This window comes from Mameliella sp. LZ-28, from assembly GCF_012274245.1.
In the GTDB taxonomy this organism is placed as follows: Bacteria; Pseudomonadota; Alphaproteobacteria; order Rhodobacterales; family Rhodobacteraceae; genus Antarctobacter; species Antarctobacter albus.
This window is the reverse complement of record NZ_JAANYX010000035.1, coordinates 158,649-182,026: the sequence shown is the minus strand read 5'-3', so window position 1 is coordinate 182,026 and position 23,378 is coordinate 158,649. Positions and strand designations below refer to the sequence as shown.

Annotated in this window: 18 protein-coding genes and 1 tRNA gene; 8 read left to right on the top strand and 11 right to left on the bottom strand. The window is 63.8% G+C overall.

All coding sequences use genetic code 11. The features are described 5' to 3' along the window. Positions 1-49 precede the first annotated feature (49 nt). The 10 genes from G9Q80_RS23145 to G9Q80_RS23100 form a co-directional block, all read right to left on the bottom strand. Positions 50-1,597, bottom strand: coding sequence for a hypothetical protein (locus G9Q80_RS23145; RefSeq protein ID WP_133066422.1), 1,548 nt, complete (start codon positions 1,595-1,597; stop codon positions 50-52). A 427-nt stretch (positions 1,598-2,024) separates the two neighbouring features. Beyond that, complete coding sequence (locus G9Q80_RS23140) at positions 2,025-2,567, bottom strand: rhomboid family intramembrane serine protease (protein WP_088715603.1); 543 nt, start codon at positions 2,565-2,567, stop codon at positions 2,025-2,027. Between the two features lie 92 nt (positions 2,568-2,659). Next, a complete protein-coding gene (locus G9Q80_RS23135; protein WP_133066423.1) occupies positions 2,660-5,704 on the bottom strand; it encodes a hypothetical protein in 3,045 nt (1,014 codons plus the stop codon). Positions 5,705-5,809: 105 nt separating this feature from the next. Continuing rightward, positions 5,810-7,054, bottom strand: coding sequence for an enolase C-terminal domain-like protein (locus G9Q80_RS23130; RefSeq protein ID WP_088715605.1), 1,245 nt, complete (start codon positions 7,052-7,054; stop codon positions 5,810-5,812). Further along, positions 7,047-8,201, bottom strand: a complete 1,155-nt coding sequence (locus G9Q80_RS23125) for an enolase C-terminal domain-like protein (protein ID WP_088715606.1) — start codon at positions 8,199-8,201, stop codon at positions 7,047-7,049. Before G9Q80_RS23125 ends, G9Q80_RS23130 begins: the two co-directional genes overlap by 8 nt. Next, a complete protein-coding gene (locus G9Q80_RS23120) occupies positions 8,198-9,067 on the bottom strand; it encodes an alpha/beta hydrolase (protein ID WP_088715607.1) in 870 nt (289 codons plus the stop codon). Before G9Q80_RS23120 ends, G9Q80_RS23125 begins: the two co-directional genes overlap by 4 nt. Continuing rightward, positions 9,064-10,740, bottom strand: coding sequence for an ABC transporter ATP-binding protein (locus tag G9Q80_RS23115; protein ID WP_246870572.1), 1,677 nt, complete (start codon positions 10,738-10,740; stop codon positions 9,064-9,066). Before G9Q80_RS23115 ends, G9Q80_RS23120 begins: the two co-directional genes overlap by 4 nt. Position 10,741: 1 nt before the next feature. Further along, positions 10,742-11,941, bottom strand: a complete 1,200-nt coding sequence (locus tag G9Q80_RS23110; protein WP_088715609.1) for an ABC transporter permease — start codon at positions 11,939-11,941, stop codon at positions 10,742-10,744. After that, entirely contained in the window at positions 11,934-12,920 is a 987-nt protein-coding gene (locus tag G9Q80_RS23105) for an ABC transporter permease (protein ID WP_043141498.1), read from the bottom strand. The genes G9Q80_RS23110 and G9Q80_RS23105 overlap by 8 nt, the downstream gene beginning before the upstream one ends. Before the next feature lie 88 nt (positions 12,921-13,008). Continuing rightward, entirely contained in the window at positions 13,009-14,931 is a 1,923-nt protein-coding gene (locus tag G9Q80_RS23100) for an ABC transporter substrate-binding protein (protein ID WP_088715610.1), read from the bottom strand. A 126-nt stretch (positions 14,932-15,057) separates the two neighbouring features. On the opposite strand from G9Q80_RS23100, the gene G9Q80_RS23095 reads away from it, so the two are divergent. Genes G9Q80_RS23095 through G9Q80_RS23070 form a run of 6 tightly spaced genes read left to right on the top strand, consistent with a single transcriptional unit; the run spans position 15,058 to position 20,475 of the window. Continuing rightward, positions 15,058-15,771 (top strand): FadR/GntR family transcriptional regulator, encoded by a 714-nt coding sequence (locus G9Q80_RS23095; protein ID WP_088715611.1) that lies wholly within the window; start codon positions 15,058-15,060, stop codon positions 15,769-15,771. Next, a complete protein-coding gene (locus tag G9Q80_RS23090) occupies positions 15,772-16,653 on the top strand; it encodes an SMP-30/gluconolactonase/LRE family protein (protein ID WP_088715612.1) in 882 nt (293 codons plus the stop codon). 4 nt (positions 16,654-16,657) lie between these two features. Next, a complete protein-coding gene (locus G9Q80_RS23085; RefSeq protein WP_088715613.1) occupies positions 16,658-17,836 on the top strand; it encodes a mandelate racemase/muconate lactonizing enzyme family protein in 1,179 nt (392 codons plus the stop codon). A 1-nt stretch (position 17,837) separates the two neighbouring features. After that, positions 17,838-18,749, top strand: a complete 912-nt coding sequence (locus G9Q80_RS23080; RefSeq protein ID WP_088715614.1) for an alpha/beta hydrolase family protein — start codon at positions 17,838-17,840, stop codon at positions 18,747-18,749. Next, entirely contained in the window at positions 18,743-19,549 is an 807-nt protein-coding gene (locus tag G9Q80_RS23075; protein WP_184757148.1) for an NAD-dependent epimerase/dehydratase family protein, read from the top strand. The genes G9Q80_RS23080 and G9Q80_RS23075 overlap by 7 nt, the downstream gene beginning before the upstream one ends. Before the next feature lie 23 nt (positions 19,550-19,572). After that, positions 19,573-20,475, top strand: coding sequence for a 5-dehydro-4-deoxyglucarate dehydratase (locus G9Q80_RS23070; protein ID WP_198549993.1), 903 nt, complete (start codon positions 19,573-19,575; stop codon positions 20,473-20,475). A gap of 263 nt (positions 20,476-20,738) precedes the next feature. Here G9Q80_RS23070 and G9Q80_RS23065 read toward each other — a convergent pair. Then, positions 20,739-20,815: transfer RNA gene (locus tag G9Q80_RS23065), tRNA-Cys, on the bottom strand. A gap of 324 nt (positions 20,816-21,139) precedes the next feature. Between G9Q80_RS23065 and G9Q80_RS23060 the strand changes: the two genes are divergently transcribed. Beyond that, positions 21,140-21,691, top strand: a complete 552-nt coding sequence (locus tag G9Q80_RS23060) for a prolyl hydroxylase family protein (RefSeq protein WP_088715615.1) — start codon at positions 21,140-21,142, stop codon at positions 21,689-21,691. Between the two features lie 64 nt (positions 21,692-21,755). Continuing rightward, on the top strand, positions 21,756-23,366 hold the full coding sequence (locus tag G9Q80_RS23055) for a tryptophan halogenase family protein (RefSeq protein WP_088715616.1): 1,611 nt from the start codon (positions 21,756-21,758) through the stop codon (positions 23,364-23,366). Positions 23,367-23,378 lie beyond the last annotated feature (12 nt).

The following is a 23,378-nucleotide window of genomic DNA, read 5'->3' as shown; positions in this document are numbered from 1 at the left end:
CCGGCAGGACAGATGACGAGGGGCAGACCAGGGCGGGATGCGGAACAGGTCAGGACTTGCCCAGTCCAAAGGGGTTGGGCGGTGCGTTCCGCTCTTCGGCTTCTTGCGCGACGTCTGCCGGCGAAGGGCTGCGCGTGCCGCCCTTGCCGCCGGCCACGTCTGCCGCCACCGACAGGGATTCCTTGACCGCGGCCTGCGTCTCGGCGGTCTGCCGTTCGATCTGGGCCAGGAGGTCCTTGGTCTCGGTCAACCCTTCACGGGTGATATGGGTCGCGGCCTTGATCGTCTCGCCGTATTCCGAGAGTTCGGACAGGGCATTCGTCAGGTCCTGATTGATCTCTTTCGTCCCCAGGGCGACGCGGATCACCTCACGCTGGCCAAGCTCGGACGTCGTTCGGTTCATCCGTTCGAGCGACATTTTGGCAGCCTCCGAGCTTTCACCAAGCGCCGCAGCCGAAACCGCCTGCAGAACCGTCGAAAGCTGGTCGGCGACGCCCGCAACACCAGAGGTGTGGAGTTGCCGGGTCTTGGCCACCTGCTGCGCGTTCGCATCCTTCATCGAGTGTATCCGGTGTCCCGACGCGGTCAGTTCAGCCAGGACCGAAGTGGTGTCCACGTTCGAGCGACCGAGGTTCGAGATGTAGTCGTTGATGTCGCGTTCCAGCCGTTCCTGTCCCAGACGTTCCAGATCGCTTTCCGCGGCGTCGATGGCAGAGCGGATTTGCTGCCGGCGGGTCTCGTTGGCGCCATCGACCTGCTTGGTCGCGTCGGACAGGATCGCGTACATCGAGCGCATGGTGAAATTGGCCTCGTCGAGGTTGTCGATCTGGCCGTTCATCTTGGTGAAATGCCCCAGAACCGAGGACACCCTGTTTTCGGTGGTGTCGATGAAATCCTGGGCCGAGCCGACCAGCGCCTCTTGCCGGGCCTTGTGTTCATCCGAAGTGATGTCCAGAAGTTCGCGCAGTTTCTCCTTTTCCGCGGCGAATTCCGCGAATTCCGAATTGGCCGGGCCCTGCGTCTCCAGTATCTTGATCTTGTCGAGCAGGCTTTGCATCGCGTCGGTATGTTCGTCGATCAGCGCGTCGTTGGCTGCAATCTTTTCCAGCGCGCTTTTCTTGGTGCCGCCAAGTCCGAAAAAACCCTTGTCCTCGCGCAGCATGCCATTGTCAGTCTTCAATCCACGGACTTTGGACTCCAACTGGCTCAGCGTTTGCTTGAGGTCTGCCTTTTTGGTTGTGCGCTCCTTTTCCAGTTCGCGTTCGCGCAACAATTCCTCGAAGATGTCGTAAGTCACTCCGTTCATGCGCAACGTGTAAACCGCATCGACGATATCCGTCAGCGGCGCGATCTGGTCTTCGAATGTCAAAAGGGCGGTATTGATCTGTTCGAAGACGTCCTTCAGTTCGCCGAAAGCCTCGGTGTCGGTGAGCGCGATGATTTCCTGCGCCATGCGCTTGCGTTCGAACTGGAGATATTCTTTGAAGGCATTGAATTCATTCAAGTTTTCGAGCGCTTCGGACCGATCGTCGGTGAAGGTCAGTGCCTGTGTTACCCGCGCCAGCTTGTCTTGTGGCGCCAGGCCTTCGTCAAGCATGATCTTGTAGAAAGTGTTGTCCTGGATGGCTGCAAAGGAGCGCTCCGCACCAGAAGGCTCATCCTTGGCCTTCGCGACCTCTGTCTGCCTGGTCTGCGCATTTTGCGAGACAAATTCCTGGGCAGTCGTAATCTTTTTTGCCTTTGGTGTGGATGCGTCTGACATAGGCCCCTCGCCACTTCTACAATACCCAGGGTCAACTGGTTCCTGTTATAAATTTGTGAAACATGTTCACGATGTCTCAGGCAATTCTGATATAGACATGGCAGGTCTTCGATTCCAGAGGGCTGCGTATAGACGCTAAATGTGGTGCCCGGAATACACTATTTGACTGGCGAGACTTTTGGGGTCCGTCCATCGCCGGACAGATTGCAGTTTCAAAACATGCGGGTCGGCCAAATTCCGTCTTGCCGTGCCCGCCGCCCGTTCAGCCCGTCCCGCGCAAGGCCCTTGCTGCGACGATCCCGGCCAGCGCGCCGAAGAAATGGGATTCCCAGCTGACTCCGGGCTGTCCCGGCAGAACGCCCCAGGCCATCGTGCCATAGATCACGGCAACGCCGACCGCCACCAGCAACGGCACAAGGCGTCTTTCGACAAGTCCACGCGCCACGAGAAAGCCGAACCAGCCGAATATCAGCCCCGAGGCGCCGACATGGATCGCCGCGGTGCCGAATACCCAGACGCCCAGGCCGCCAAGGAGGACGATGAGCAGCGAAGCCATGAGCGCCACCGAACGGGCCGTCAAGATCAGAAGCGCGCCCAGCACCGCCAGCGGCGCGGTATTGGCCGCTGCATGGGTGAGGGAGCCGTGCAGCAGCGGCATGAAGACGATGCCGTCCAGCCCGCCCAGCGACCTTGGTTTGAGGCCCAGCCAGCCATTAAGAGCGTAGCCGGTCAGCAGGTTGACTGCCTCCACGCCCCAGATCACGGCCAGAAGGGCGGCCAGCCCCCCGAAGTTCTTGAAATCCAATGTGCCAATCCATCCATGACCATGGCCCCGGCCAGCATCCCGGCCGGGGTTCTTTCATCATGGCCCAAAGATCCGCCCGGCGGAACCGGGCGTCAGGGCAGTTGCGCCGTGTCGCCCTGGATCTTCAGTTTCCAGTTCTCGATCAGCGTGCCCTCGGTCTTGAGTCGGCTGGCAAGGTAATACAGTCGCTGCGTCGCCGGCCCGTCTGGGGCGGTCTCGAAGCGCTGCTTGAGGTAGTAGGGCGGGATCGCCTGCGAATAGAGCGTGGCATGCACGGTCACACCCTTGGGGTCGACGCCATCGGGTAGGGCGATCTTGTAGGTCAGCTCGTCCTTGCCCGCCATCACGCCCGCGTCCTCTGCTGCGCGGCCTTCGGGCATCGTGGCCTTCATGAAGGCGGCAGTCACGTCCGAGGTTCCGAACCGTTTCTCAAAGGCCTCTGTCCCCGGTTTCGCGGCGCCCCAGGGCAGCAGGCGGTTGTCCTTGGGGTGATAGACCCGGTGGACAAAGCTGGTGGTGAACTGCTTGTTCGCGTTCTGGGTCAACTCTTCGTAGATCTGCACCTGTGTCTGGTCGTCGATCAGGTCGTGATGCGGTTGATACAAAGCCTCTGTCGCGCCCTCCGGGACAAAATCCAGGAACTCTGTCTTCAGCGGATCGCCGTCCGGCCCGATGATGACTCCGGCGCCATTTGTGCACCCCGAACACCAGACCTGTTTGCCCGTGGCATCGGTCACGCGGACCTCGAGGAAGGCGCGGCGGAAACCGACGCCCGAGGGCAGGCGGTGCCCGGTCTTGTTGTCGACGGTGACAAGTGCCGTCAGGGTGCTGTCGTTGCCGGTCAGGCTCTGGATCTTCACATCCGCCGTCTCGTCCCGCGCCTGCAGGGCCATCGTGTCCATCGACAGCTGGGCGCCGTTCGTGGCGTAGGTCATGGGGTCTTTCGGCCCCAGCCCCATTTCCTCGTCGAACTGCGACAGCATGGCGACCATGAAGGCGTTGAGTCCCACGAAACTGTGGCGCTTGTAATTGTCGCGGAAGGGCACCTCGATCTCGTCCTGCGGCAGGGCATGCGGCACGTCGGGCAGGTTCGTGTCCTGGATCGAGGCGATCTGCGTGGTGAGGCCGTCGATCTTGATCTTGCCGTCCAGCGTTTCGAAATTGCCCTTCATGTGGCAATCTTGGCAGGATCGGGCGGTGCCCGCGTCTGCGTATTGGCTGTTCTTCCATTCGAGGAAGGTGGCCTGTTCGACCGAGTGCTGGAACTTGACCAGCGGTTCGCGGTAGGTGGCGCCGTATTGATCGGACAGAAAGCTGACGGCGTTCTGCGCGGCCTTGTTCAGAACCGCCTGTTCGGCAGCGGTAAAGCCGGGCAAGGGGGCATCGGTGGGGGCGTCCACGTTGGGCAGGTTGATGGTGTGGCAGGCGCCGCACATCTCGCTGTCCTTGATATAGTCGTCATGCACCGGGGTGATGCCCATCGCGTTTTCCATCGGCTTCTGGCGGACATCGGCAAAGGGGCCGATCAGCTTGTCCGCCGGGGTCATGCGGAAAACGCCGGTTGTGCCGTTCATCAGGTAGGTGTCCAGCGGGTTGTAGTCCGGCTGTCCCTCGGCCCGTTCCGGGGGCGCGATGTGGTGGCAGACCGAACAGGAAATACCCTCGCGCGCCAGGTTGCCATAGACGTGGTACTCATAGGTCCCGTCGGCGACCTGCTTGTCCTTTTGCTCGGTCGTCAGGGGTGTGTGCAGCAGCGCGTAGTCGGGTTTGAAGACATTGCCGTCCAGCCCCAGGTCGGGGTTGTCATGCGCGTCGATTTCCAGCTGTCGCTGGCCCATCGCGCCGTGGCAGGACAGGCAGGTGGTGCCAAGGTTGTCCGACAGCTCGCCCGCGCCGGCCTGTTTCAACAGGGCGAATTCGGATTCCAGCTGGGCGTAGAAGATCGGGTCACGCCCGGCGAGGCCCATCGGCGACCAGCGCCATTCGCCGTATTCCGAGATGTTGTAGCCCTTGCCGTAGTCCGAGCCGGTCTTGATGAACATGGTCACGCCCGAGGGCGCCCCGCCGAGACCGCCGTGGCAACCGACGCAATTGTCCGAGGTCAGGAAATGCTGGGTGTCGTTCGGGCGGGCGGGGACGTGGTCCAGCCATTCGCTGGGCAGGGTCTGCAACTGCGCCCGCGCGATGTCGATCCCGTCCGAGGGCGGGAACATGGCGGTGAACTCTTTGTTGACCTCGACCGGCGAGGCCTTGGCCGCCGCCACATGCGCGGCGCGCATCGCGCCCGGATCATGGGCGTCACTCAGGTAGGACGTGATCATTGCCGACAAGTCGGCCCCAAAGGCCGGTTTCTGCGGCTTAGGCAGGTCGCGCCAGCTTTCATCGACACGAAAGATCAGCGGATCGTCGGGATAGCCCTCGACGTTTTCCAGCGCGGAAAAGATCAACTCTTCGGCGGCGGAGGCATGGCAGCGCATGCACATCCCGTCGCCCCCTGCGCCGAGGGGCGGGCTGTAGGGCGGTTCAAAACTGTCGATCACAGGCTTGCGCGCGGCCATGTCGTCCTTGTCTGCGAAATAGACCGAGGCAAAGAACCAGCCGCCGTGCGACAGGGAGCTGTCCTTGACCATGACGGTCCAGTTCAGGCCGCCGGTGTCATAGGCGTAATCGGTCAGTTCCGCGTCGACCTTGGCGGGATCGTCCGGGTACTGCGCCACCAGCGCGGCGCGGTACTCGTTGTAGCGGGCGGCGGGTGGGGTCACCATCTCCTTGATGACGATGGCGCCGTCGGGAATAGCCCCTGTCCGCCCGCCTTCCAGCCAGGTGATGAGCTCGGGCGAGTAGTACATGCGCACCGCCGGGTGGATGCCAAAGCTCATATTGAAAACAAAGGGCCCGGTGTCGCGCCACCGCTTGTCTCGCTTCCAGTTCAGCCCGACGTATTCGCGACGGGCGATCCAGGGAAAGAGGACCTTTTCGTAGTCGATCAGCGGCAGGCTGCCGGGCAGGGGCAGGTCCGCGGGTTTGGCGGTCCCGCCCGGGTCAAATACGGGATCGACCGCCTGTTGGGCGGCGGTCAGGGGGGCCAGAACCTGGCACAGGCACAGAACCAAAGCGAAAATTCCAGGACGCCGCATGATCAACTCCGATTGAAAATCAACCACTAGAGTCGCCTAAAAGGCGATTCGGCGAAACCTGCAGAATGAAAAAAATGTGAGTGGCGTGTTTCGGCCGGCCCGGCTTCAGAACTTTGGCCGACCGAATTGCCAGTCCGGCCAGTGCTTGCGCATCTCGGTGGCATCGTCGCGTTCGGTGATCCCGGCGTCCAGGTAATTCTGGTGCAGGCGGGCCAAAGCGGCCCGGTCCAGCGTGACGCCAAGGCCGGGGCCATCGGGGACGCGCAGCCGCCGGTTGCGAAAGGCCAGCTTGCCGCCCTCGATCACCTCGTCCGTCTGCCAGGGCGAATGCGTGTCGCAATCATAGGTCAGGTTCGGCGTGGCGGCGGCGAGGTGGGTCATCGCCGCCAGGCTGATGCCCAGGTGAGAGTTCGAATGCATCGACAGGCCCAGCCCCCAGATTTCGCAGATCTTCGCCAGCTCGCGGCTGGCCTGCAGCCCGCCCCAGTAATGGTGATCGCTGAGGATCACGCGAAAGGCGTCCTGCGCCATGTTGGCGGGCAGGTGGCTGGGATGGACGACATACATGTTGGTCGCCAGCGGAATATCCGTGGCGGCCTGCACGCGCGCGTTGCCCTCGATCCCGACGGTCGGATCCTCCAGGTACTCGATCAGCCCCTCGAGTTGCGGCAAGAGGCGCAGGGTGGTCTCGACCGTCCAGCCGCCGTTGGGGTCGATCCGCAATGGCGCCTCGGGGAAGGCGGCGCGCAGGGCGCGCAAGCCTTCGATTTCCTCCTCGGGCGGCAGGATGCCGGCCTTGAGCTTGATGGCGTCGAAACCATGTAACTCCTTGAAACGGTGCGCCTCATCGACAAGCTGTTCCGGTGACAGCACCTCTCCCCAATCGTCGGGATCGGCGCCGGAATGGCCGGCGAACTTGTAAAAGAGGTAGGCCGAAAAGGGTACTTCGTCCCGCACCTGCCCGCCCAGCAGGTCGCAGACTCGGCGCCCGGTGGATTTCCCCAGCGCGTCCCACAGGGCGACCTCGACCGCGCCGACGACGCGCGGCAAAAGCCGTTCATCGCCGGAATAGCCCTCCTGGCCGCCTCTCACGGCCTGCCGGGCGTGCGCCCAGAGGCCGTTCAGGTCGGTCACCTCCAGCCCAGGCAGCAAGGGGGCCAATGCCGCCAGCCCGTCCAGCACGGCACGGGTGCCATAGCTTTCGCCAAGGCCGATCACGCCGCCTTCGGTCTCGACCTCGATGATCGAGCGCAGGGCAAAGGGCTGGTGACAGCCCGCGTTGTTCAGGAGCGGCGGGTCGTAGAATGCGATCGGGGTGACGCGCAGCTCGGCGATGCGGGTGTCAGGCATTCACGAGGTTCCCCTCGATGTAATCCATGTTCAGATCCTGACCCAGGCCCGGATCCTCGCGCCCGTGGACATAGCCCTCGGCGTCCATCTCGTCGTCGATGCGGTTCTGGTATTCCTTGGGCTCGTCGTAGTCGATGAACGGATGCAGCAGCCCGCGTTCATAGAAGCTGGTATTGTGGATCGCCAGCGCGACCGACAGGTTGCCGGCGCCGGTGCCGTGCATCTCGGTCGACATGTGGAAACACTCTGCCATGTTGGCGATCTTCATCGCCGGGCTGATCCCGCCCACGTCCCAGACGCCGGCGCGGACGATGTCGCAGGCATCGTGCTTGACCCATTCGGCGCGGGTCCAGTGCTTACCGGTCATGGTCTCGGGGCCGAGAATGTTCAGGGGCGTGTTCTGCGTCAACCACTTGTAAGAGGACATGGATGCCTCTTCCATCGGCTCCTCCATCCAGCGAAAGTCGAGCTCTGCCAGCTTGTTGGCCAGCCAGAGGACCTCTGTTCGCGAATAGAAGTGATGCGGGTCCAGCATCAGGGGCACGTCCGGTCCCACCGCCTCGCGCACGGCGGCGCAGGCCTGGTAGTCCTTTTTCGGATCGGGCGCGCCGGGCATTGGGGGCATCCAGCCATGCAGCTTGACCGCCTTGTAGCCGCGGGTATTCACCATCCAGTCGGCAAAGCGGGCGTAATCCTCGGGCGTTGCCAGCCCGTTTTCCAGGTCGTCGCCGCACATGGTCGAGCCATAGGCGAGGATCCTGGGCCGCGCGCCGCCCAGCAGTTTCCAGACCGGCTGGCCCGACACCTTGCCCTTGAGATCCCAAAGCGCGAGGTCGACCGCTGCCAGCACGCGGTCGGTCAACAACCCACCCCCCAGCCGCTGCCACTTGTAGACCTTGTACCAGAGCTGTTCGGTGCACAGCGGGTCCTGCCCGATCAGGTTGGGCCGCACGAAACGGTCAAGCAGCGGTTCTGCCATGTCCTGCGGCCTGGTGACGACATGGCCCTGATGGCCGTCATCGGTGGTGATGGTCAGCAGGCCCGAGGTGGTGTCGCTTTCGGGTCCGGGGTGGCCGTGGCCGTCACTGTCGCGGACCATGCTGGTCTTGTGGCGGAAGGTCCTGGCGGTGATCGTCTCGATTTTCATGGCTGCTCCGGATCGGCAAGAAAGCGCGCCGCCCGCGTCAGGCAGGCGTCGGCGGCGGGCACAAGGCGCCCGCGGTTGATGAAACCATGTGTCACGCCGGGTTCGACGTGCAGGCTATGGGGGATGGAAAGCAGGGTCAGCCGTTCGGCCAGCGTGGTCGTGTCATCGCGCAGCACGTCGATCCCGGCGGCGATCAGGCAGCTGGGCGGCAGCAGGCGCAACTGGCCGTCGCTCGCCTTGAGCGGGCACAGGCGCGGGTCGGTGGCATGGGCGCCCTGCGGGTCGTAGAGCGAGAACAGCTCCTGCATCCGGGCGCGGGTCAGGCCGAACCCCTCGGCATAGCGGCGATAGCTGGGCGTTTCGAAATCGTCGCCGAAGACGCCATAGAACAGGACAAGGCCCTGAACGGGGGCGTCGAAGGCCAGGGCCAGCGCCAGGTTGCCCCCGGCAGAGGCCCCGGCCAGCACGAAGGGGCGGTCGGGATAGCGGTCGCGAAACTGGTCCAGCGCCGCGCGGCAATCCTCCAGCCCGGCGGGAAAGGGGTGTTCGGGTGCCAGCCGGTAAGAGATCGAGATCACCGTGCAGCCGCTGTTGCGCGCCATGATCTGGCACGCGCGTTCATTCAGCGCGATGGAGCCGCCGGTCCAGCCGCCGCCGTGGATATACAGCATCACCGGGCCGGAGGCCGCGCCGTTGTAGACGCGCGCCGCCTGCGACTGGCCCGCTGCTCCGGTATAGTCGGTGTCCTCGGTTGGCGCCCAGTCGGCGCCCTCGGCCCAAAAGGTCGCGGCCTCGGAGTCGGACAAGTTTTCATGCGTCCGGATCGCCTCGGCCATGCCGGGGGCAAGCTGGTCCTCTTCGGTCATGCTTCGGCCACGTAGCGGTGGCGCTGGCGGGTGCCGCGCAGTTTCGGATCGGGGATCGGGACCGAGGACAGCAGAGCCTTGGTATAGGGGTGCTGCGGGTTGGTGATGATCTCCTCGGTCTCGCCGATCTCGACGATCTTGCCACGGTACATCACCGCCACCCGGTCGCAGAAATAGCGGATCACCGCCATGTCATGGCTGATGAAGATGAAGGACAGCCCCATCTCGGCCTGGAGTTTCAGCAGAAGGTCCAGCACCTGCGTACGGATCGACACGTCCAGTGCCGAGGTCGGTTCGTCCGCGATCACCAGCCGGGGTTCCAGCGCGATGGCCCGGGCGACGACGATCCTCTGCCGCTGCCCGCCCGAAAAAGCATGCGGGTAGCGCTCCATCATGCCTGGGTCCAGCCCGACTTCGGTCAGCAGTTTTGCCACGCGATCCTCAAGCTCCTGCCCCCTGGCGATGCCGTTCACGATCAGCGGTTCGGCGATGATCTGCTTGACCGTCATGCGCGGGTTCAGCGAGGCGAAAGGGTCCTGGAAGATCATGCGGATCTGCTTGCGCGTGTCGCGCAGCTGGTTCTTGTTCGCGGCGATGAGGTCGCGCCCGGCATAGTCGATCACACCGGCGTTCGGATCGTAGACACGCGCGATGCAGCGGCCCACGGTGGTCTTGCCCGATCCGCTTTCACCTACGATCCCAAGCGCCTCGCCCTGCTTGAGGTCGAAACTGACGCCATCGACGGCCTTGGTCACATCCGTCACGCGCTGGAAAAAGCCCTCTTTCTTCTCGAAACGCAGTTGCAGGTTCTCGACCCGCAGGATGTTGCCGCTGTCGCCCGCCGGGCGGACCTTGGCCGCCGCCGGTTCCTCCAGTCGCCGCACGGCGTTGAGAAGTTTCTGCGTGTAGGGATGTTGCGGCGCTTCGAAGATCTGGTGGATGTCGCCCTGTTCGACGACGTGGCCCTTTTCCATCACCACGACCTCGTCGGCGATCTCGGCCACCACGCCCATGTCGTGGGTGATGAACATGATCGCCATGCCAAGTTCGGTCTGGAGGTTTTTCATCAGGTCCAGGATCTCGGCCTGGGTGGTGACGTCCAGCGCGGTGGTCGGCTCATCCGCGATCAGCACGTCGGGGCGGCAGGACAGCGCCATCGCGATCATCGCCCGTTGCCGCATCCCGCCGGAGAATTCAAAGGCGTAACGGTCCACCGCCTTGTCCGGGTTGGGGATCTCAACCTGTTTCAGGACCTCGATGGCCTGGTCGCGGGCCTCTTTTTTCGACACTTCGCGGTGCAGGCGGATGGCCTCGATGATCTGGCTGCCGATGGTGTGGACCGGGCTGAGCGACGACATCGGCTCCTGAAAGATCATCGCGATCCTTCCGCCGCGGATTTGGCGGATCGCGGGGCCGCGCGGGTCCAGCGCGGTCAGGTCGATCTCTGTCCCGTCGGGGTTGAACAGGATGCGCCCGCCGTTGATCTTGCCCGGCGGCGGGACCATGTTCAGGATCGTCCGCGCGGTCACGGATTTGCCCGATCCGGACTCGCCCACGACGCAGGTTGTCTTGCCCCGGTGCAGGTCAAAGCTGATCCCGTGCAGAACGTCAAAGACGCCCTGCCGCATGGAAAACCCCAGGTTCAGGTCCTGGATCTGCAGGATGGGTTGCATGTCAGTGGCCATAAGGATCCGCGGCATCGCGCATGCCGTCCCCGAGAAAGTTGAAGGCAAGGACCGCGACGACGACAAAGCCGCCCGGAATGAAGAGCCAGGGCGCCTGGCTGATCGAGATGATGTTCTGCGCCTCTTTCAGCAGCACACCCCAGGAAATCGCCGGGGGTTGCAGGCCGAGGCCGAGAAAGGACAGCCCGGTTTCCGCAAGGATCATGAGCGGGATGGCCAGCGTCAGAGAGGCGATGATGTGCGACGACAGCGACGGCAGCATGTGGCGGAAGATGATCCGCCCCTCTGACGCGCCATCCAGCCGGGCCGCGATGACGAAATCGTCGTTCTTCATCGCCAGGAAGCGCCCCCGCACCACGCGGCCCAGTTCTGTCCAGCCGACGAGACTGACGATGAGGGTGATGACGAAATACTGCTGGTAGATCGGCCAGTCAGGCGGCAGGGAGGCGGCCAGCGCCAGCCAGATCGGGATCGTCGGCAGGCTGAGCACGAACTCGATCATGCGCTGGATAACTGCGTCGACGCGGCCGCCATAATAGCCCGAGAGGCCCCCCAGCGTGATCCCCAGCACCAGGCTGATTGCCACACCCACCAGGCCGATCGACATGGAAATCCGGGTGCCATAGAGGATGCGGCTGAACATGTCGCGGCCCAGCCTGTCTGCGCCGAAGATGAAGAATTTTTCGCGCGGGTCCTGCGTGGCAAAGAGGTGGCGATCGGTCTCCCACAGGCCCCAGAACTTGTAGTCGGCACCACGTCCGAACAGCGTCAGGTAGATCTTCTCTTCTGATTTGACGTAGCTGACGGCCAGCGAGGCGGGATCGCGCTGGCGGTCCATCTTCCAGACGTAGGGACGGATGCGGATGCCCTCGTCCGTGCGATCGATCAGGTGGATCATCTGTGGCGGGTGATAGACCGCGCGCCGGTTCTGTTTCGTCGGGTCGTCGGGGGCCACGAACTCGGCAAAGATTGAGACCAGGTACAGGAGCCCGATGATCCAGAGCGCGAAAACCGCCAGCCGGTGCCGCTTGAACGCCCACCAGGTCAGTTGCCACTGCGAGGCGATGGCGACCTTGTCGGGCGCCTTGTCCGGGTCGATGGCCGGGGCGTCGTGCACATGGCTTTCCGCCGGCAGCGCCGCGCTGTGCGGGTCGTCCTCGGGGGTGGTGTTCGTGGTCGTGTCACTCATAGCGCACCCGCGGGTCGAGAAGGACAAGAAGGATGTCCGAGATCAGCATGCCGATCACGGTCAACGAAGACAGCAGCAGGACAAAGGCGCCGGCCAGGTACATGTCCTGGGACAGAAGCGCCTGCAGCATCAGCGGCCCCGCAGTGGGCAGCGACAGGACGATGGCCGTTACCACGGCGCCGGACACCAGGTTGGGCAGCACCCAGCCGATGGTCGAGATGAAGGGGTTCAGCGCCACGCGGACCGGGTATTTCATGATGAGGGCAAATTCCGACAGGCCCTTGGCGCGGGCGGTGTCGACATAGGGTTTGTTCAACTCGTCCAGCAAGTTGGCGCGCATGATGCGGATCAGGCTGGCGGTGGCCGAGGTGCCCAGAACGATGACCGGCAGCCAGAGATGTTCGACCAGGTTCCAGACCTTGGCGGCCGACCACGGGGCATTCTGGTACTCGGGGCTGAACAGCCCGCCGACATCGGTGCCGAAGTGGACCACGCCGATATACATCAGGATCAGCGCCAGCAGGAAGTTGGGGGTTGCCAGGCCGATGAAGCCGATGGTCGTGGCGATGTAGTCACCGATGGAATACTTGTGCACGGCGGAATAGACGCCGATGGGAAAGGCCACGGCCCAGGTGAAAAGCAGCGTCGCGAAGCTGAGGCAGAGCGTCAGGCCCATCCGCTCCCACACCAGGTCGGACACCGGCTGGCGCCATTCGAAGGACATGCCGAAATCGCCCTGCAGCAGGTTCGCAACCCATTTGAAATACTGGACATAGAGCGGCTGATCGAGCCCGAAGCGCGCGCGCAGGTTGTCGATGGAGGCCTGGTCCAGCAGTTCGTTCGATTCGCCCAGCTTGGCGATATAGGTGGTCAGGTAGTCGCCCGGTGGCGCCTGGATCAGCAGGAAGGCCACGACGGAGACAGCGAACATGAACGGGATCATCCAGATGATCCGTTTGAGAATATAGCGCCAGATCATGGGGAACCTCTTGCGTCAGGCCCGTGACGGTCGCGCGGCCTGCGTCGGGTGGGCGGGGTGCGCAGATGCTGCGCACCCCGGCGGCGGATCACTCCGCGTAAAAGTACGTCTGCGGCAGGGTCGGACCTGGATCGGGGTACATCCACGACCCCGGCAGGGCCTCCGGCACGTTGCGCAGCTTGGCGTTCACGACGCCGTAGACGCTGGGCCGGGTGGTGATGCCGATGATCTCGAACTCATCCGCCGCGATGCGGTGGATCTCGCGGAAGATGTCCAGCGCCTTGTCCTGGTCGGCCTCGGCCTTGAAGTCATCGTAAAGCTGGAAGCGCTTTTTCATGGACTCGCTGGGTTCCTGTCCGTCCGCGCCGCCCGACAGGTGCCAGCGCGCCCATGGGATGGCAAACCAAGAGGCCTGCGGGTGGATCGCCAGCACGTCGCGCGGGCTCAGCGTCGGGTCCAGGCCACCGGGCGCGCCCCAGACCATGAAGTCATGCTCGTTGGCCTCGCCCCGGTTGTAGTAGATCGACCGTTCCACGCTGCTGGAGTTCAGGCCGATGCCGATCTGCGACCACTGATCCTTGATGATCTCAAGGCTGTCGCCCCAGTGCGGCACCTCGACGCCCGGATAGTTGACGTTGAAGATGATCGGCTCTCCGGACGGGAACAGGCGGATGCCGTCGTCGTTGCGCTCGGTATAGCCTGCGGCGTCCAGCAGTTCATTGGCCCGGTCCGGGTCAAAGTCGGTGTGCTGTCGGCCCAGTTTCTCGTTGTAGAGGATGTGCTGGGGCAGGGGGCCGATCTGCCAGGGTTCACCGACGCCCTGGTAGACGATGTCGATGATCTCTTCGCGGTCGATGCCCAGCGACAGCGCGATCCGCACGTCCTTGTTGGTCAGGAAGGCCCGCATCTCGGGGTCCTTGTGCGTGTGGTTGAAATGGATCGCCATGTCGTTGGAATCCGCCGCGGTGCGCTGGTACAGCTTGTACCCGCCCTTGTCCTGGTTCTGGTACAGCACCGGCTGGTTCGCCAGCGTCGCGATCCGGCGGGCCTGCATGTCGACGTTGCCGGCAATCGCTTCCAACAGGATCGCCTGCGCGTCCTGCGACACGCCCCATTGCAGCCGGTCGACGTAGGGCAGTTGGTTGCCCTCGGTGTCGACCTGCCAGAAGTAGGGGTTGCGCTCCATGATGACCTGGGTGGACCCGGCGGTATAGCCGTCGCCGGTGACGATCCAGGGGTCCAGCGTCGGGCGTTCGGCATTGGCCCAGCGGTTCGGCGCCTCGACCTCGCCGCATTTCAGGCGGTAGAGGCTGGGCCAGTCCTCGACCGCCTCTGTCGCGTCGACCATCTGCTGGACGTCGGCGTTGTATTTCGGGTGGAACTGCTGGCAGTAATGCTTGGCCCAGAGCACCGGTTCCTGCGCCAGCGGCGTGGCCAGCTCGGTCAGGAAGGTGCCGTAGGGGGCGGCGAATTTCAGGGTGACGGTGTAATCGTCGATCTTTTCTGCCGTCATCACCTCGCCGCCGACGACGAAACGGGCCGGGGCGTTGGGATAGAACTCCTTGTTCTGCAGCAGATCCTCGACGAAGAACATGATGTCATCGGCGGTAAAGGGTTCGCCGTCCGACCATTTCAGACCCTCGCGGAGGTGAAAGGTGAATTCGGAACTGTCCTCGTTGACCTCCCAGCTTTCGGCGATGTTGGGCACCACGCCTGAGAAGTCCGGCTTCCACCGGGTCAGGCCCTGGGGCATGACGAACCGCAGGATCGAGTTGTGGTCGTTCGAGCCGGACAGGAAACGGCGGATGGTGCCGCCATATGTGCCGATCTCGTTCAGTGGCTCGATCACCTCGGGCTGGTCGGGCAGGCGGGCGTCCACCTCGGGCAGGTCGCCGGCGGCGACCTTGTCGGCCAGCATCGGCGCGTCGGTATATGCGGCGGCGGCCAGCGGCATCAGCAAGGCGCCGATAGCCGCAGAGGCCAGCGAAGCAATTCGCCAGTGTTGGGTCATGTCTCTCCTCCCTGAACGCGTGAATCGCGCTTTTTCAGTGGCCCGACTCTGCATCACGTTGACAACTTGTCAAACTAATTTTTAAATGTTGTAAGGTGCCGAGGGGCGCTGCTACTGGAGAAGAAGATGGCTGAGGCGCAGGGGGCAAGACCGACACGCGGCGGGACGCGGCTTGAGGAAAGCGTTTATTCCGAATTGCTTGACGCGATCCGGAATGGGACCTTTTCGCTGGGGCAGCGTCTGCCCAGCGAAAACGATCTGGCGAGTGACTATGGCGTATCGCGCCCGGTGGTGCGCACAGCCCTTGCCCGCTTGCGCGAGGATGGGTTGATCGTGTCGAAACAGGGGGCCGGATCTTTCGTCAGTGTCGGTCCGCCCAAGGAGGGCGCGGGGTATGAGCCGCTGGGCAGTATCGACGACATTGCCGCCTATTTCCGGTTTCGGCGCTTTGTCGAGGCCGAGACGGCGGCGCTGGCGGCGGCGCGGGCCACGGCGGCAGACATCGCCGAGTTGCGTGGTTATATCGCCGACATGCAGGACTTGGCCGAGGCGGGCACGGCAACGGTCGAGCCTGACCTTGCGTTTCACTTCAAGATTGCCAAGTTGTCTGACAACCGATTCCTGCTTGAGACCATGAAGATGCTACGCCCGCACATGCTGTTCATCGGCAAGTTCGTCCGCTCGCTGGGGCGGACAGGCTATGCAAAGGGCAAGCGCGACATGAGCAGCGAACATCAGGCCATCGTGGATGCGCTGGAGGCTGGTGACGCGGCGGCCGCCCGCGCCGCCATGAGCGCGCATATCGACGGCTCGGAAAACCGGGTCTTCAAGGGGGAGTAGATGGGGATCGAGATCACATGCGTTGCGCCGGTGGGCGCCGGGGTTGGCGAGGGCGCGGTCTGGGACGACCGGGCGCAATGTCTCTGGTGGGTCGATATCCCGGCGGGCGTCATCTATCGCTATGACCCGGTCACGGGCGAGAACCGAACCATCGAATACGGCGAACCTGTCGGGTGCCTTGCGGTGCGGGAGCAGGGCGGGCTGGTGCTGGCGGCGAAATCCGGCTTCTGGCTCTTCGATCCGGAGACGGGGGCACGCGAGGCGATCCACGACCCGGAAGCACATCTGGCGGACAACCGTTTCAACGACGGTGCGACCGATGCGCAGGGCCGGTTCTGGGCAGGAACCATGAAGGACGGCGGAGAGCCCGAGGCGCTGGGCGCCTTCTATCGGCTGGACCCGGACGGGGCGGTGACGGCCTGGCGCGATGGGATCTTTACGACCAACGGGCTGGCCTTTTCGCCCGATGGGCGCCGGATCTATTTCTCTGACAGCAATCCGGGCGTGCGCACCATCTGGGCCTGCGATTATGACACGACGACCGGAACACCGGGTGAACCAGAGGTATTTTTCGATACGCGTTCGGTGCCGGGGCGCCCCGACGGCGGCACCGTGGACGCCGAGGGGTGTTACTGGCAGGCGGGCGTTTCCGGCTGGCAGCTCTATCGCCTTTCCCCTCAGGGCGAGGTGTTGATGACCATCGAGATGCCGGTGGAAAAGCCCACCAAGCCGATGTTTGGCGGCCCGGATCTGGCCACGCTTTACGTCACCTCCATCGGTGCCGGGCTGTCGGACGATCCCGCCCAGCCAGACGCCGGTGGCCTTTTCGCGATCACCGGCCTTGGCGTCACCGGCCTGCCGCAACCTCGTTTCCAGGGATGACCCGATGAAGATCACCGGCCTGCGCAGTTTCATGTCCCGCGACGGCAACCGTCCGCGCGTCATCGTGGCCATCGACACAGACGAGGGGATCACCGGCTGGGGCGAGTGTTACAACCACGGCCCCGACCGGGCCCTGCCGCCGCTGCTGGACTATCTCTACACCCAGATCGAGGGCGAGGACCCGCGCCGGATCGAACGTCTGATCCTCAAGCTCTACCAGCACAGCCGGTTTCCCCCGGGCGCACTGGGGCTGGCGGCGATCTCGGCCATCGACCACGCGCTCTGGGACATCTCGGCCAAGGCCGTGGGCCTGCCGGTCTACATGATGCTGGGGGGGCATGTGCGTGATCGGGTGCGGGTCTATCTCGGTGTCTATTCCGCGCCGGACGCGGGTGAGATCCACGACCATTGCGCCGCCATGCAAGAGGCGCACGGCTTCACCGCCTTCAAGCTGTCACCCTATCGCAATGACATCCATGCCGAGCCCTGGGGCAAGGTGATCCGGGCGACCACGGACTGGGTGGCAGAGCTGACCGCGCTTTGCCCCGATTACGAGTTCGCCTTTGACGCCCATGCGCGCATCTTCGAGCCCTGGCAGGCGGCGGAACTGGGCAACGCGCTGGCGCCCTTCCACCCGCTGTTCTTCGAGGAACCCATGCGGCCCGAGAATATCGAGGCCTGGGGCGCATTGAAATCGCAGCTGCGGGTGCCGCTGGCCACGGGCGAAAGCCTTTATTCCCGGTTCGAGTTCCTGCGCCTTTTGCAGGCGGGCGGGGCAGACATCATCCAGCCAGACATCTGCGCAGTCGGTGGCCTTTTGGAGATGCGCAAGATCGCCGCCATCGCCGAGGCCTTTTACGTCCCCGTCGCGCCGCACAACCCGATGGGGCCGCTTGCGACGGCGGTGAACCTGCATTTCGCCACCGCCTGTCCGAACTTCAAGATCCTCGAATACCGGCTGCCCGGCACTTCGGCCTTCCTCGGCCGCGACCTTGCCCCGGTCGATGAGGCGGCAGGCTATGTCCGGGATCCCTACATGCCGGTGGACGGCTACCTGGAATTGCGCCCGGACCGCCCCGGCTGGGGTGTCGAGATTGACGAGGATTTCCTGAAGACGGATCGCTACATTCATTGGGAGCGCAAGCTGCCCATCCGCCCGGACGGATCGACGGCCTATACCTAGGATGAGCTGCGACCCCGAAACCCTGCGCGCCACGCTGCGCGACTTGCTGGCGCTGCCCGAGGTTCGGCCCGAACCCGTGGCCGAGGTACAAGAGGCAGAGGTGGCCGATACCGGGTCGCGGATCGAGCTGCGGCTGGACGGAAAGCCCGCGACGCTCTGGCTGCCGGAGGGAGAGGGGCCCGTTCCCGCCGTTCTTTATTGCCACGCCCACGGCGGGCAATTCGATCTGGGGCGTCGTGAAGTGGCAGAGGGCGCACGTTGGTTGGCGTCCCCTTATGGTCCCGACCTCCTGGCCGCCGGTCATGCCGTGCTGGCTATGGACATGCCCGGCTTTGGCGATCGCCGGTCCGAAGGCAGCGAAAGCGCCCTGGCCAAGGCCGGGTTCTGGCGGGGGCGGCCGCTGTTCGGCCAGATGGTCGGGGATCAACTGGCGGCCTTCGACTGGCTGGCCGGTCATGACCGGATCGACAGCACCCGCATCGCCGTGTTGGGCATGTCGATGGGGGCCGCGCTGGCCATGTGGGTGGGGGCGCTGGAGTCCCGGGTGGCGGCGGTGGCGCAATTATGCATGCTGGCCAGCATAGAGGGGTTGATCGAAACCGGAGTCCACGACCGTCACGGCCTGTACCTGATCGTGCCGGGGGTGCTGCGCCACACGGACATGGGACAGGTCGCCGGCCTGATTGCGCCGCGTCCGCAATTCGTGGCTCATGGCCGCGAGGATCCCTTTACCGCCATCCCCGCCGGGGCGCAGGCGACGCTGGACCTGCGCCTTGCCTATGACGCCACCGGGCAGACCGACCAGCTGGTGACCTGGATCGACCAGGAGACCGGCCACAAGGAAACCCCGGCCATTCACCATGCGGTCCTGCAGTTCCTGGACCGCGCACTGACCAAGAGGACACCATGCTGAAGAAACTGCTGATCACCGGCGCCACGGGCAACCTCGGCGCCGTCTGCCGCGAGCGGCTGAAGCCCATCGCAGAAACCATCCGCCTGTCCGACCGCCCCGGCGCCGACTTGGGGCAGGCCGCCCCGCACGAGGAACTGGTGCCCTGTGACCTGGGGGACAAGGCAGCGGTCGAGGCGCTGGTCGAGGGCTGCGATGGCATCGTCCACATGGGCGGCCAGTCGGTCGAGGCCAACTGGGACACCGTGCGCAACGCCAATATCGACGGGGTCTTTCACCTGTACGAAGGCGCGCGCAAATCCTCGGTCAAACCGCGCATCATCCTTGCCAGCTCGAACCATGCCATCGGTTACTACAAGCAGACCCAGCGGCTGGACGCCAACAGCACGCCCCGGCCCGACGGGCTTTACGGCGTGTCCAAGGTGTTCGGCGAGGCGATGGCCAGCATGTACCACGACAAATACGGCATCGAGACCGCAAGCGTGCGCATCGGGTCCTGCTTTCCGGAGCCCAAGAACCACCGAATGTTGTCCACCTGGATGAGCTTTGACGATTTCATGCAGTTGATCGAACGCGTCTTCATGGTGCCGCGGCTGGGCTGTCCCATCGTCTATGGCGCCTCGGCCAACGGGGCCTCCTGGTGGGACAACCGCGAAGTGGCCTACCTGGGCTGGCAGCCGAAAGACAATGCCGAGCAGTTCCGCGCCAAGATCGACGCCGAAATGGACCCGCCGCCCGCCGACGATGTCAACGCGCTCTACCAGGGCGGCGCCTTTTGCGGCGATGGCATCCACGAAGACTGAATGCACGAGGATTCAAAGACATGATCGACCCTATCGCCCTGCGCGACATCATCCGTTCCGGCCTGCTGTCCTTTCCGGTAACGCCCTTCGATGCCGATGACAGGTTCAACCCCAGTGCCTTTTCTGCCCATCTCGAATGGCTCAGCCCGCACAAGATCGCCGGGCTGATCGTCGCCGGCGGCACGGGTGAACTGTTTTCGCTGACCCCTGCCGAGGTGGTCGAGGTGGTCAAGACCGCCCGCGCCGCCCAGCCCGGCCAGCCGGTGATCGCCGGCTGCGGCTATGGCACTCGCATGGCCTGCGACATGGCGCAGGGCATCGAGGCGGCGGGTGGTGACGGCATCCTGCTTTTGCCGCACTACCTGATCGGCGCGCCGCAGGACGGGATCGAGGCGCATATCCGCACCGTCTGCAACGCCACCAACATGGGCGTGATCGTCTACAATCGGGGCCAGTCGGTTGTCTCTGCCGATACGCTTGCACGCCTGGCCGAAGAGTGCCCAAACCTGATCGGTTTCAAGGATGGCACCGGCGACATCGACACGGTCCGCCGAATCACAATCGGGCTGGGCGACAGGCTGGCCTATGTCGGCGGGATGCCCACGCATGAACTGTTCGCGCAGGCGTTCCGGGGGGCGGGCGTGGATACCTATTCCTCTGCCGTCTTCAACTTTGTCCCCGAAACCGCGCTGGAATTCCACGCGGCCTTCCAGGCGGGCGACGATGCCAAGTGCGAACGGATGCTGACCGACTTCTACTATCCCTTCGCCAGGGTCCGCGACCGCAAGACCGGCTACGCGGTGTCCGCCATCAAGGCGGGTGTGGCCCTGCGAGGGTTCGACACCGGCCCGGTGAGATCGCCGCTGACCGACCTGACCGGTGAAGAGCGCGAGATGCTGAAGGCCGTGATTGGCGATAGGCGGTAATTCTGCGGCGTTCGGGTGCGAATTATTTGGGCGGCGGCAGGGGAATCTGCCGTCGTTTTCTATTCCAGAGTTTTCCGAGTTATTTTCCCGGATTTCAGGGTTTCGAAACGTGTTGTTTCAACACCCGGATCAGGGATTCGGAAAGGTTCAATGGTCAACTCGCCCGACGCAGAGCCCGAACCTGTTTCTCCCACTCATCGCTGCGGGCCGGACCGTGAAGCTGTCATGTGGTTGTTAAGCTCATGTTTTGTTGGGGTGATGTTTGGAGATGCAGACGGGACTCGAACCCGCATACTCCGGATTTGCAATCCGGCGCCATAACCAATTCAGCCACTGTATCCAATGGCGGTAGGCATTGGTCTCGAACCAAATTCTTGGGAAAGAACGCAACGATTAGCAGTCGTGCCCCGCACCTTGCGGGTTTACCTACCGGAAGGAGGTTAGCAACAACTGCGATATGTCATTTGCGTGGTCATGCCGGGACAAATAGGCGGGCGTGTCTCATTGGTCAAGCTATTTGTTCGAATGTGCGGTCCGGAATTCCGGACCCCAAAACGCCCTGCAAAAGAAATGTGACGTTTTCGGCCTTTCATGTCGCAAACAGACCGGTATCCGACGCGGGCCGGTGGCATGCGGCTCAGATCCTTTCCATCGGGGCATCTGCATGCTGTCACCCTATTCTCTCGACCGGATGTTTTCCGACACCGAGTGCGACCAGATCATCCGCCTGACCCAGGCACAGGACTTCAGCGACGCCGGCCTGGTGCGCGGGCGCCAGAATGAGAACATCCGCGTCGCCCGCATCACCTGGCTGGACGAAGAGGGCGAGGGCGCCTGGGTCTTTCGCCGGGTGATGGAAGTCGTGCGCGACGTGAACCGCGCGCATTTCAACTTTGCCCTGACCGAGTTCGCCGAGCGGGCGCAGGTGGCGCTCTATGCCTCGGACGCGGGCGGGCATTTTGACTGGCATTCCGACATCGGTGCCGGCACCTTCGCCCAGAAGCGCAAACTGACGCTTGTCGCACAGCTGAGCGAAGGCAGCGCCTACGAGGGTGGGCGGCTGGAGCTCAACGGCAACGGACAGGTGGAAACAGCGGATGCGACACGCGGCAGCGCCATCCTGTTCCCCAGCTTCACGTTGCACCGGGTGACACCGGTATCGCGGGGCCAGCGCTATTCTCTGACCACTTGGGTCCACGGGCCGGAATTCACCTGACCCTTTGCCATTTCGCCGCCTGCCGTTAGGCTGACCCGGCGTAAGTTGCGGGGAGGGCAGCGGCATGGGCGATCCGGTCACATCCATCACCATCGTGGGGGGCGGCACGGCCGGTTGGCTGGCGGCCTGTTTCCTGCGGACGAAATGCGCCCCAAAGATCAAGATCACCCTGATCGAGTCGCCCAACGTGCCCACCGTGGGCGTCGGCGAGGCGACGGTGCCGCACATGCCCGTCACACTGCGCGAGATGAGCATTGATGACCAGGAGTTCATGCGGCGCTGCAACGCCTCGTTCAAGATGGGGGTGATGTTCAACGACTGGAACGTCGACCGCAAGGGCAGGTTCATCCGCTACATGAACCCCTTTGCCAGCCCGCCCCGGATCGAGGGCGTCGAGGCCGGTCACTATTTTCAGGCCTACGGCGCGGGCAACCGGGATTACATCCGGTCCTTTTCGCCGCTCATGGATCTCTTTGAATCCTGGAAATGCCCCTTTTCCCTGAACAAGCAGGGTGAGGATCCCATGCCCCGGGCGGGCTATGCCTATCACCTCGACGCGGTCAAGTTCGCAGGGCTCCTGGCAGAGCGGGGCCGCGACCACGGTATCGAACACATCCTGGACGACGTCGACGATGTCGAACTGGACGAGCGCGGATTTGTCGCCGCGCTGGTTTTGCGGGAAACGGGCCGGCACCCGGTGCAGCTGGTCCTCGATTGCACCGGCTTTCGTGGGCTGGTCATCCAGAAGGCGCTGGGCGAACCCTTTGACAGCTATGCGGACTACCTGGGCAACGATCGTGCGATGGCGCTGCAGGTGCCGCATCCCGATCCCGAAAAGATCCGGGCCGCGACGCAATCCACCGCGCTGGGCGCCGGGTGGAGCTGGGCGGTGCCGCTCTTCAACCGCATCGGCACGGGCTATGTCTTTTCCTCGGCCCATCGCACGGACGACGAAGCCGCCGAAGAATTCCTGGCGCATCTGGGCGACATGGCCCCGCCGGGGGCAGAGCCGCGCGTGATCCCGATGCGGGTGGGCCGATCGCGCCGGGCCTGGGTCAAGAACTGCATCGCTCTGGGCCTGTCGGGCGGGTTCATCGAACCGCTGGAGTCCACCGCGATCCACATGATCGACATGGGTCTGCGCTGGCTGTTGCAGTACTTTCCCAGCCAGGACTACGAGGACGCCACCCGCGACGCCTACAACCGGGTGTCTGACGGGATGTTCAACGAGGTGCGGGATTTCATCTGCCTGCATTACCGCCTGAACAACCGCACTGACGACCCCTACTGGATGGATTCGCGCACCCAGTTGAAGATTTCCGACCGGCTGGAGCACCTGCTGGACCTGTGGAGGCACCAGTTACCCACGCCACTGGACGTGCCCTCGGCGCATCTGTTCACCTACAACGTCTTTACCGCCGTGCTGCTGGGCAAGCAGGTCTATGACAACGGTTACGGCGACGGGCAGTTGAACCGTTCTTTCGCGCTGCCCGAGAAGCCCTGGAAGGCGTTTCTGCGCCAGTCCGCGGCACGAAACCGGGCTGTGCTGGACCACAAGGCGGATCACCGCCGGGTGCTGCTCGCACTACGTGGGGAGTTGCGCGCGGGCATGCGGGCCAACACGCGCCTTGGCGAGGTCGATGAGTCCGGCGCAGCGGAATCCGCGCTGTTCTGAGGGGGCGGTCCT

What these genes read in the sequence shown, in the direction of transcription:
- G9Q80_RS23095 (WP_088715611.1), top strand. Translation starts at nt 15,058, where the DNA reads ATGGCTGAGGCGCAGGGGGCAAGACCGACACGCGGCGGGACGCGGCTT.
- G9Q80_RS23120 (WP_088715607.1), bottom strand. Translation starts at nt 9,067, where the DNA reads ATGACCGAAGAGGACCAGCTTGCCCCCGGCATGGCCGAGGCGATCCGG.
- G9Q80_RS23115 (WP_246870572.1), bottom strand. Translation starts at nt 10,740, where the DNA reads ATGCAACCCATCCTGCAGATCCAGGACCTGAACCTGGGGTTTTCCATG.
- G9Q80_RS23145 (WP_133066422.1), bottom strand. Translation starts at nt 1,597, where the DNA reads ATGCTTGACGAAGGCCTGGCGCCACAAGACAAGCTGGCGCGGGTAACA.
- G9Q80_RS23125 (WP_088715606.1), bottom strand. Translation starts at nt 8,201, where the DNA reads ATGAAAATCGAGACGATCACCGCCAGGACCTTCCGCCACAAGACCAGC.
- G9Q80_RS23135 (WP_133066423.1), bottom strand. Translation starts at nt 5,704, where the DNA reads ATGCGGCGTCCTGGAATTTTCGCTTTGGTTCTGTGCCTGTGCCAGGTT.
- G9Q80_RS23105 (WP_043141498.1), bottom strand. Translation starts at nt 12,920, where the DNA reads ATGATCTGGCGCTATATTCTCAAACGGATCATCTGGATGATCCCGTTC.
- G9Q80_RS23100 (WP_088715610.1), bottom strand. Translation starts at nt 14,931, where the DNA reads ATGACCCAACACTGGCGAATTGCTTCGCTGGCCTCTGCGGCTATCGGC.
- G9Q80_RS23110 (WP_088715609.1), bottom strand. Translation starts at nt 11,941, where the DNA reads ATGAGTGACACGACCACGAACACCACCCCCGAGGACGACCCGCACAGC.
- G9Q80_RS23055 (WP_088715616.1), top strand. Translation starts at nt 21,756, where the DNA reads ATGGGCGATCCGGTCACATCCATCACCATCGTGGGGGGCGGCACGGCC.
- G9Q80_RS23130 (WP_088715605.1), bottom strand. Translation starts at nt 7,054, where the DNA reads ATGCCTGACACCCGCATCGCCGAGCTGCGCGTCACCCCGATCGCATTC.
- G9Q80_RS23075 (WP_184757148.1), top strand. Translation starts at nt 18,743, where the DNA reads ATGCTGAAGAAACTGCTGATCACCGGCGCCACGGGCAACCTCGGCGCC.
- G9Q80_RS23060 (WP_088715615.1), top strand. Translation starts at nt 21,140, where the DNA reads ATGCTGTCACCCTATTCTCTCGACCGGATGTTTTCCGACACCGAGTGC.
- G9Q80_RS23080 (WP_088715614.1), top strand. Translation starts at nt 17,838, where the DNA reads ATGAGCTGCGACCCCGAAACCCTGCGCGCCACGCTGCGCGACTTGCTG.
- G9Q80_RS23090 (WP_088715612.1), top strand. Translation starts at nt 15,772, where the DNA reads ATGGGGATCGAGATCACATGCGTTGCGCCGGTGGGCGCCGGGGTTGGC.
- G9Q80_RS23085 (WP_088715613.1), top strand. Translation starts at nt 16,658, where the DNA reads ATGAAGATCACCGGCCTGCGCAGTTTCATGTCCCGCGACGGCAACCGT.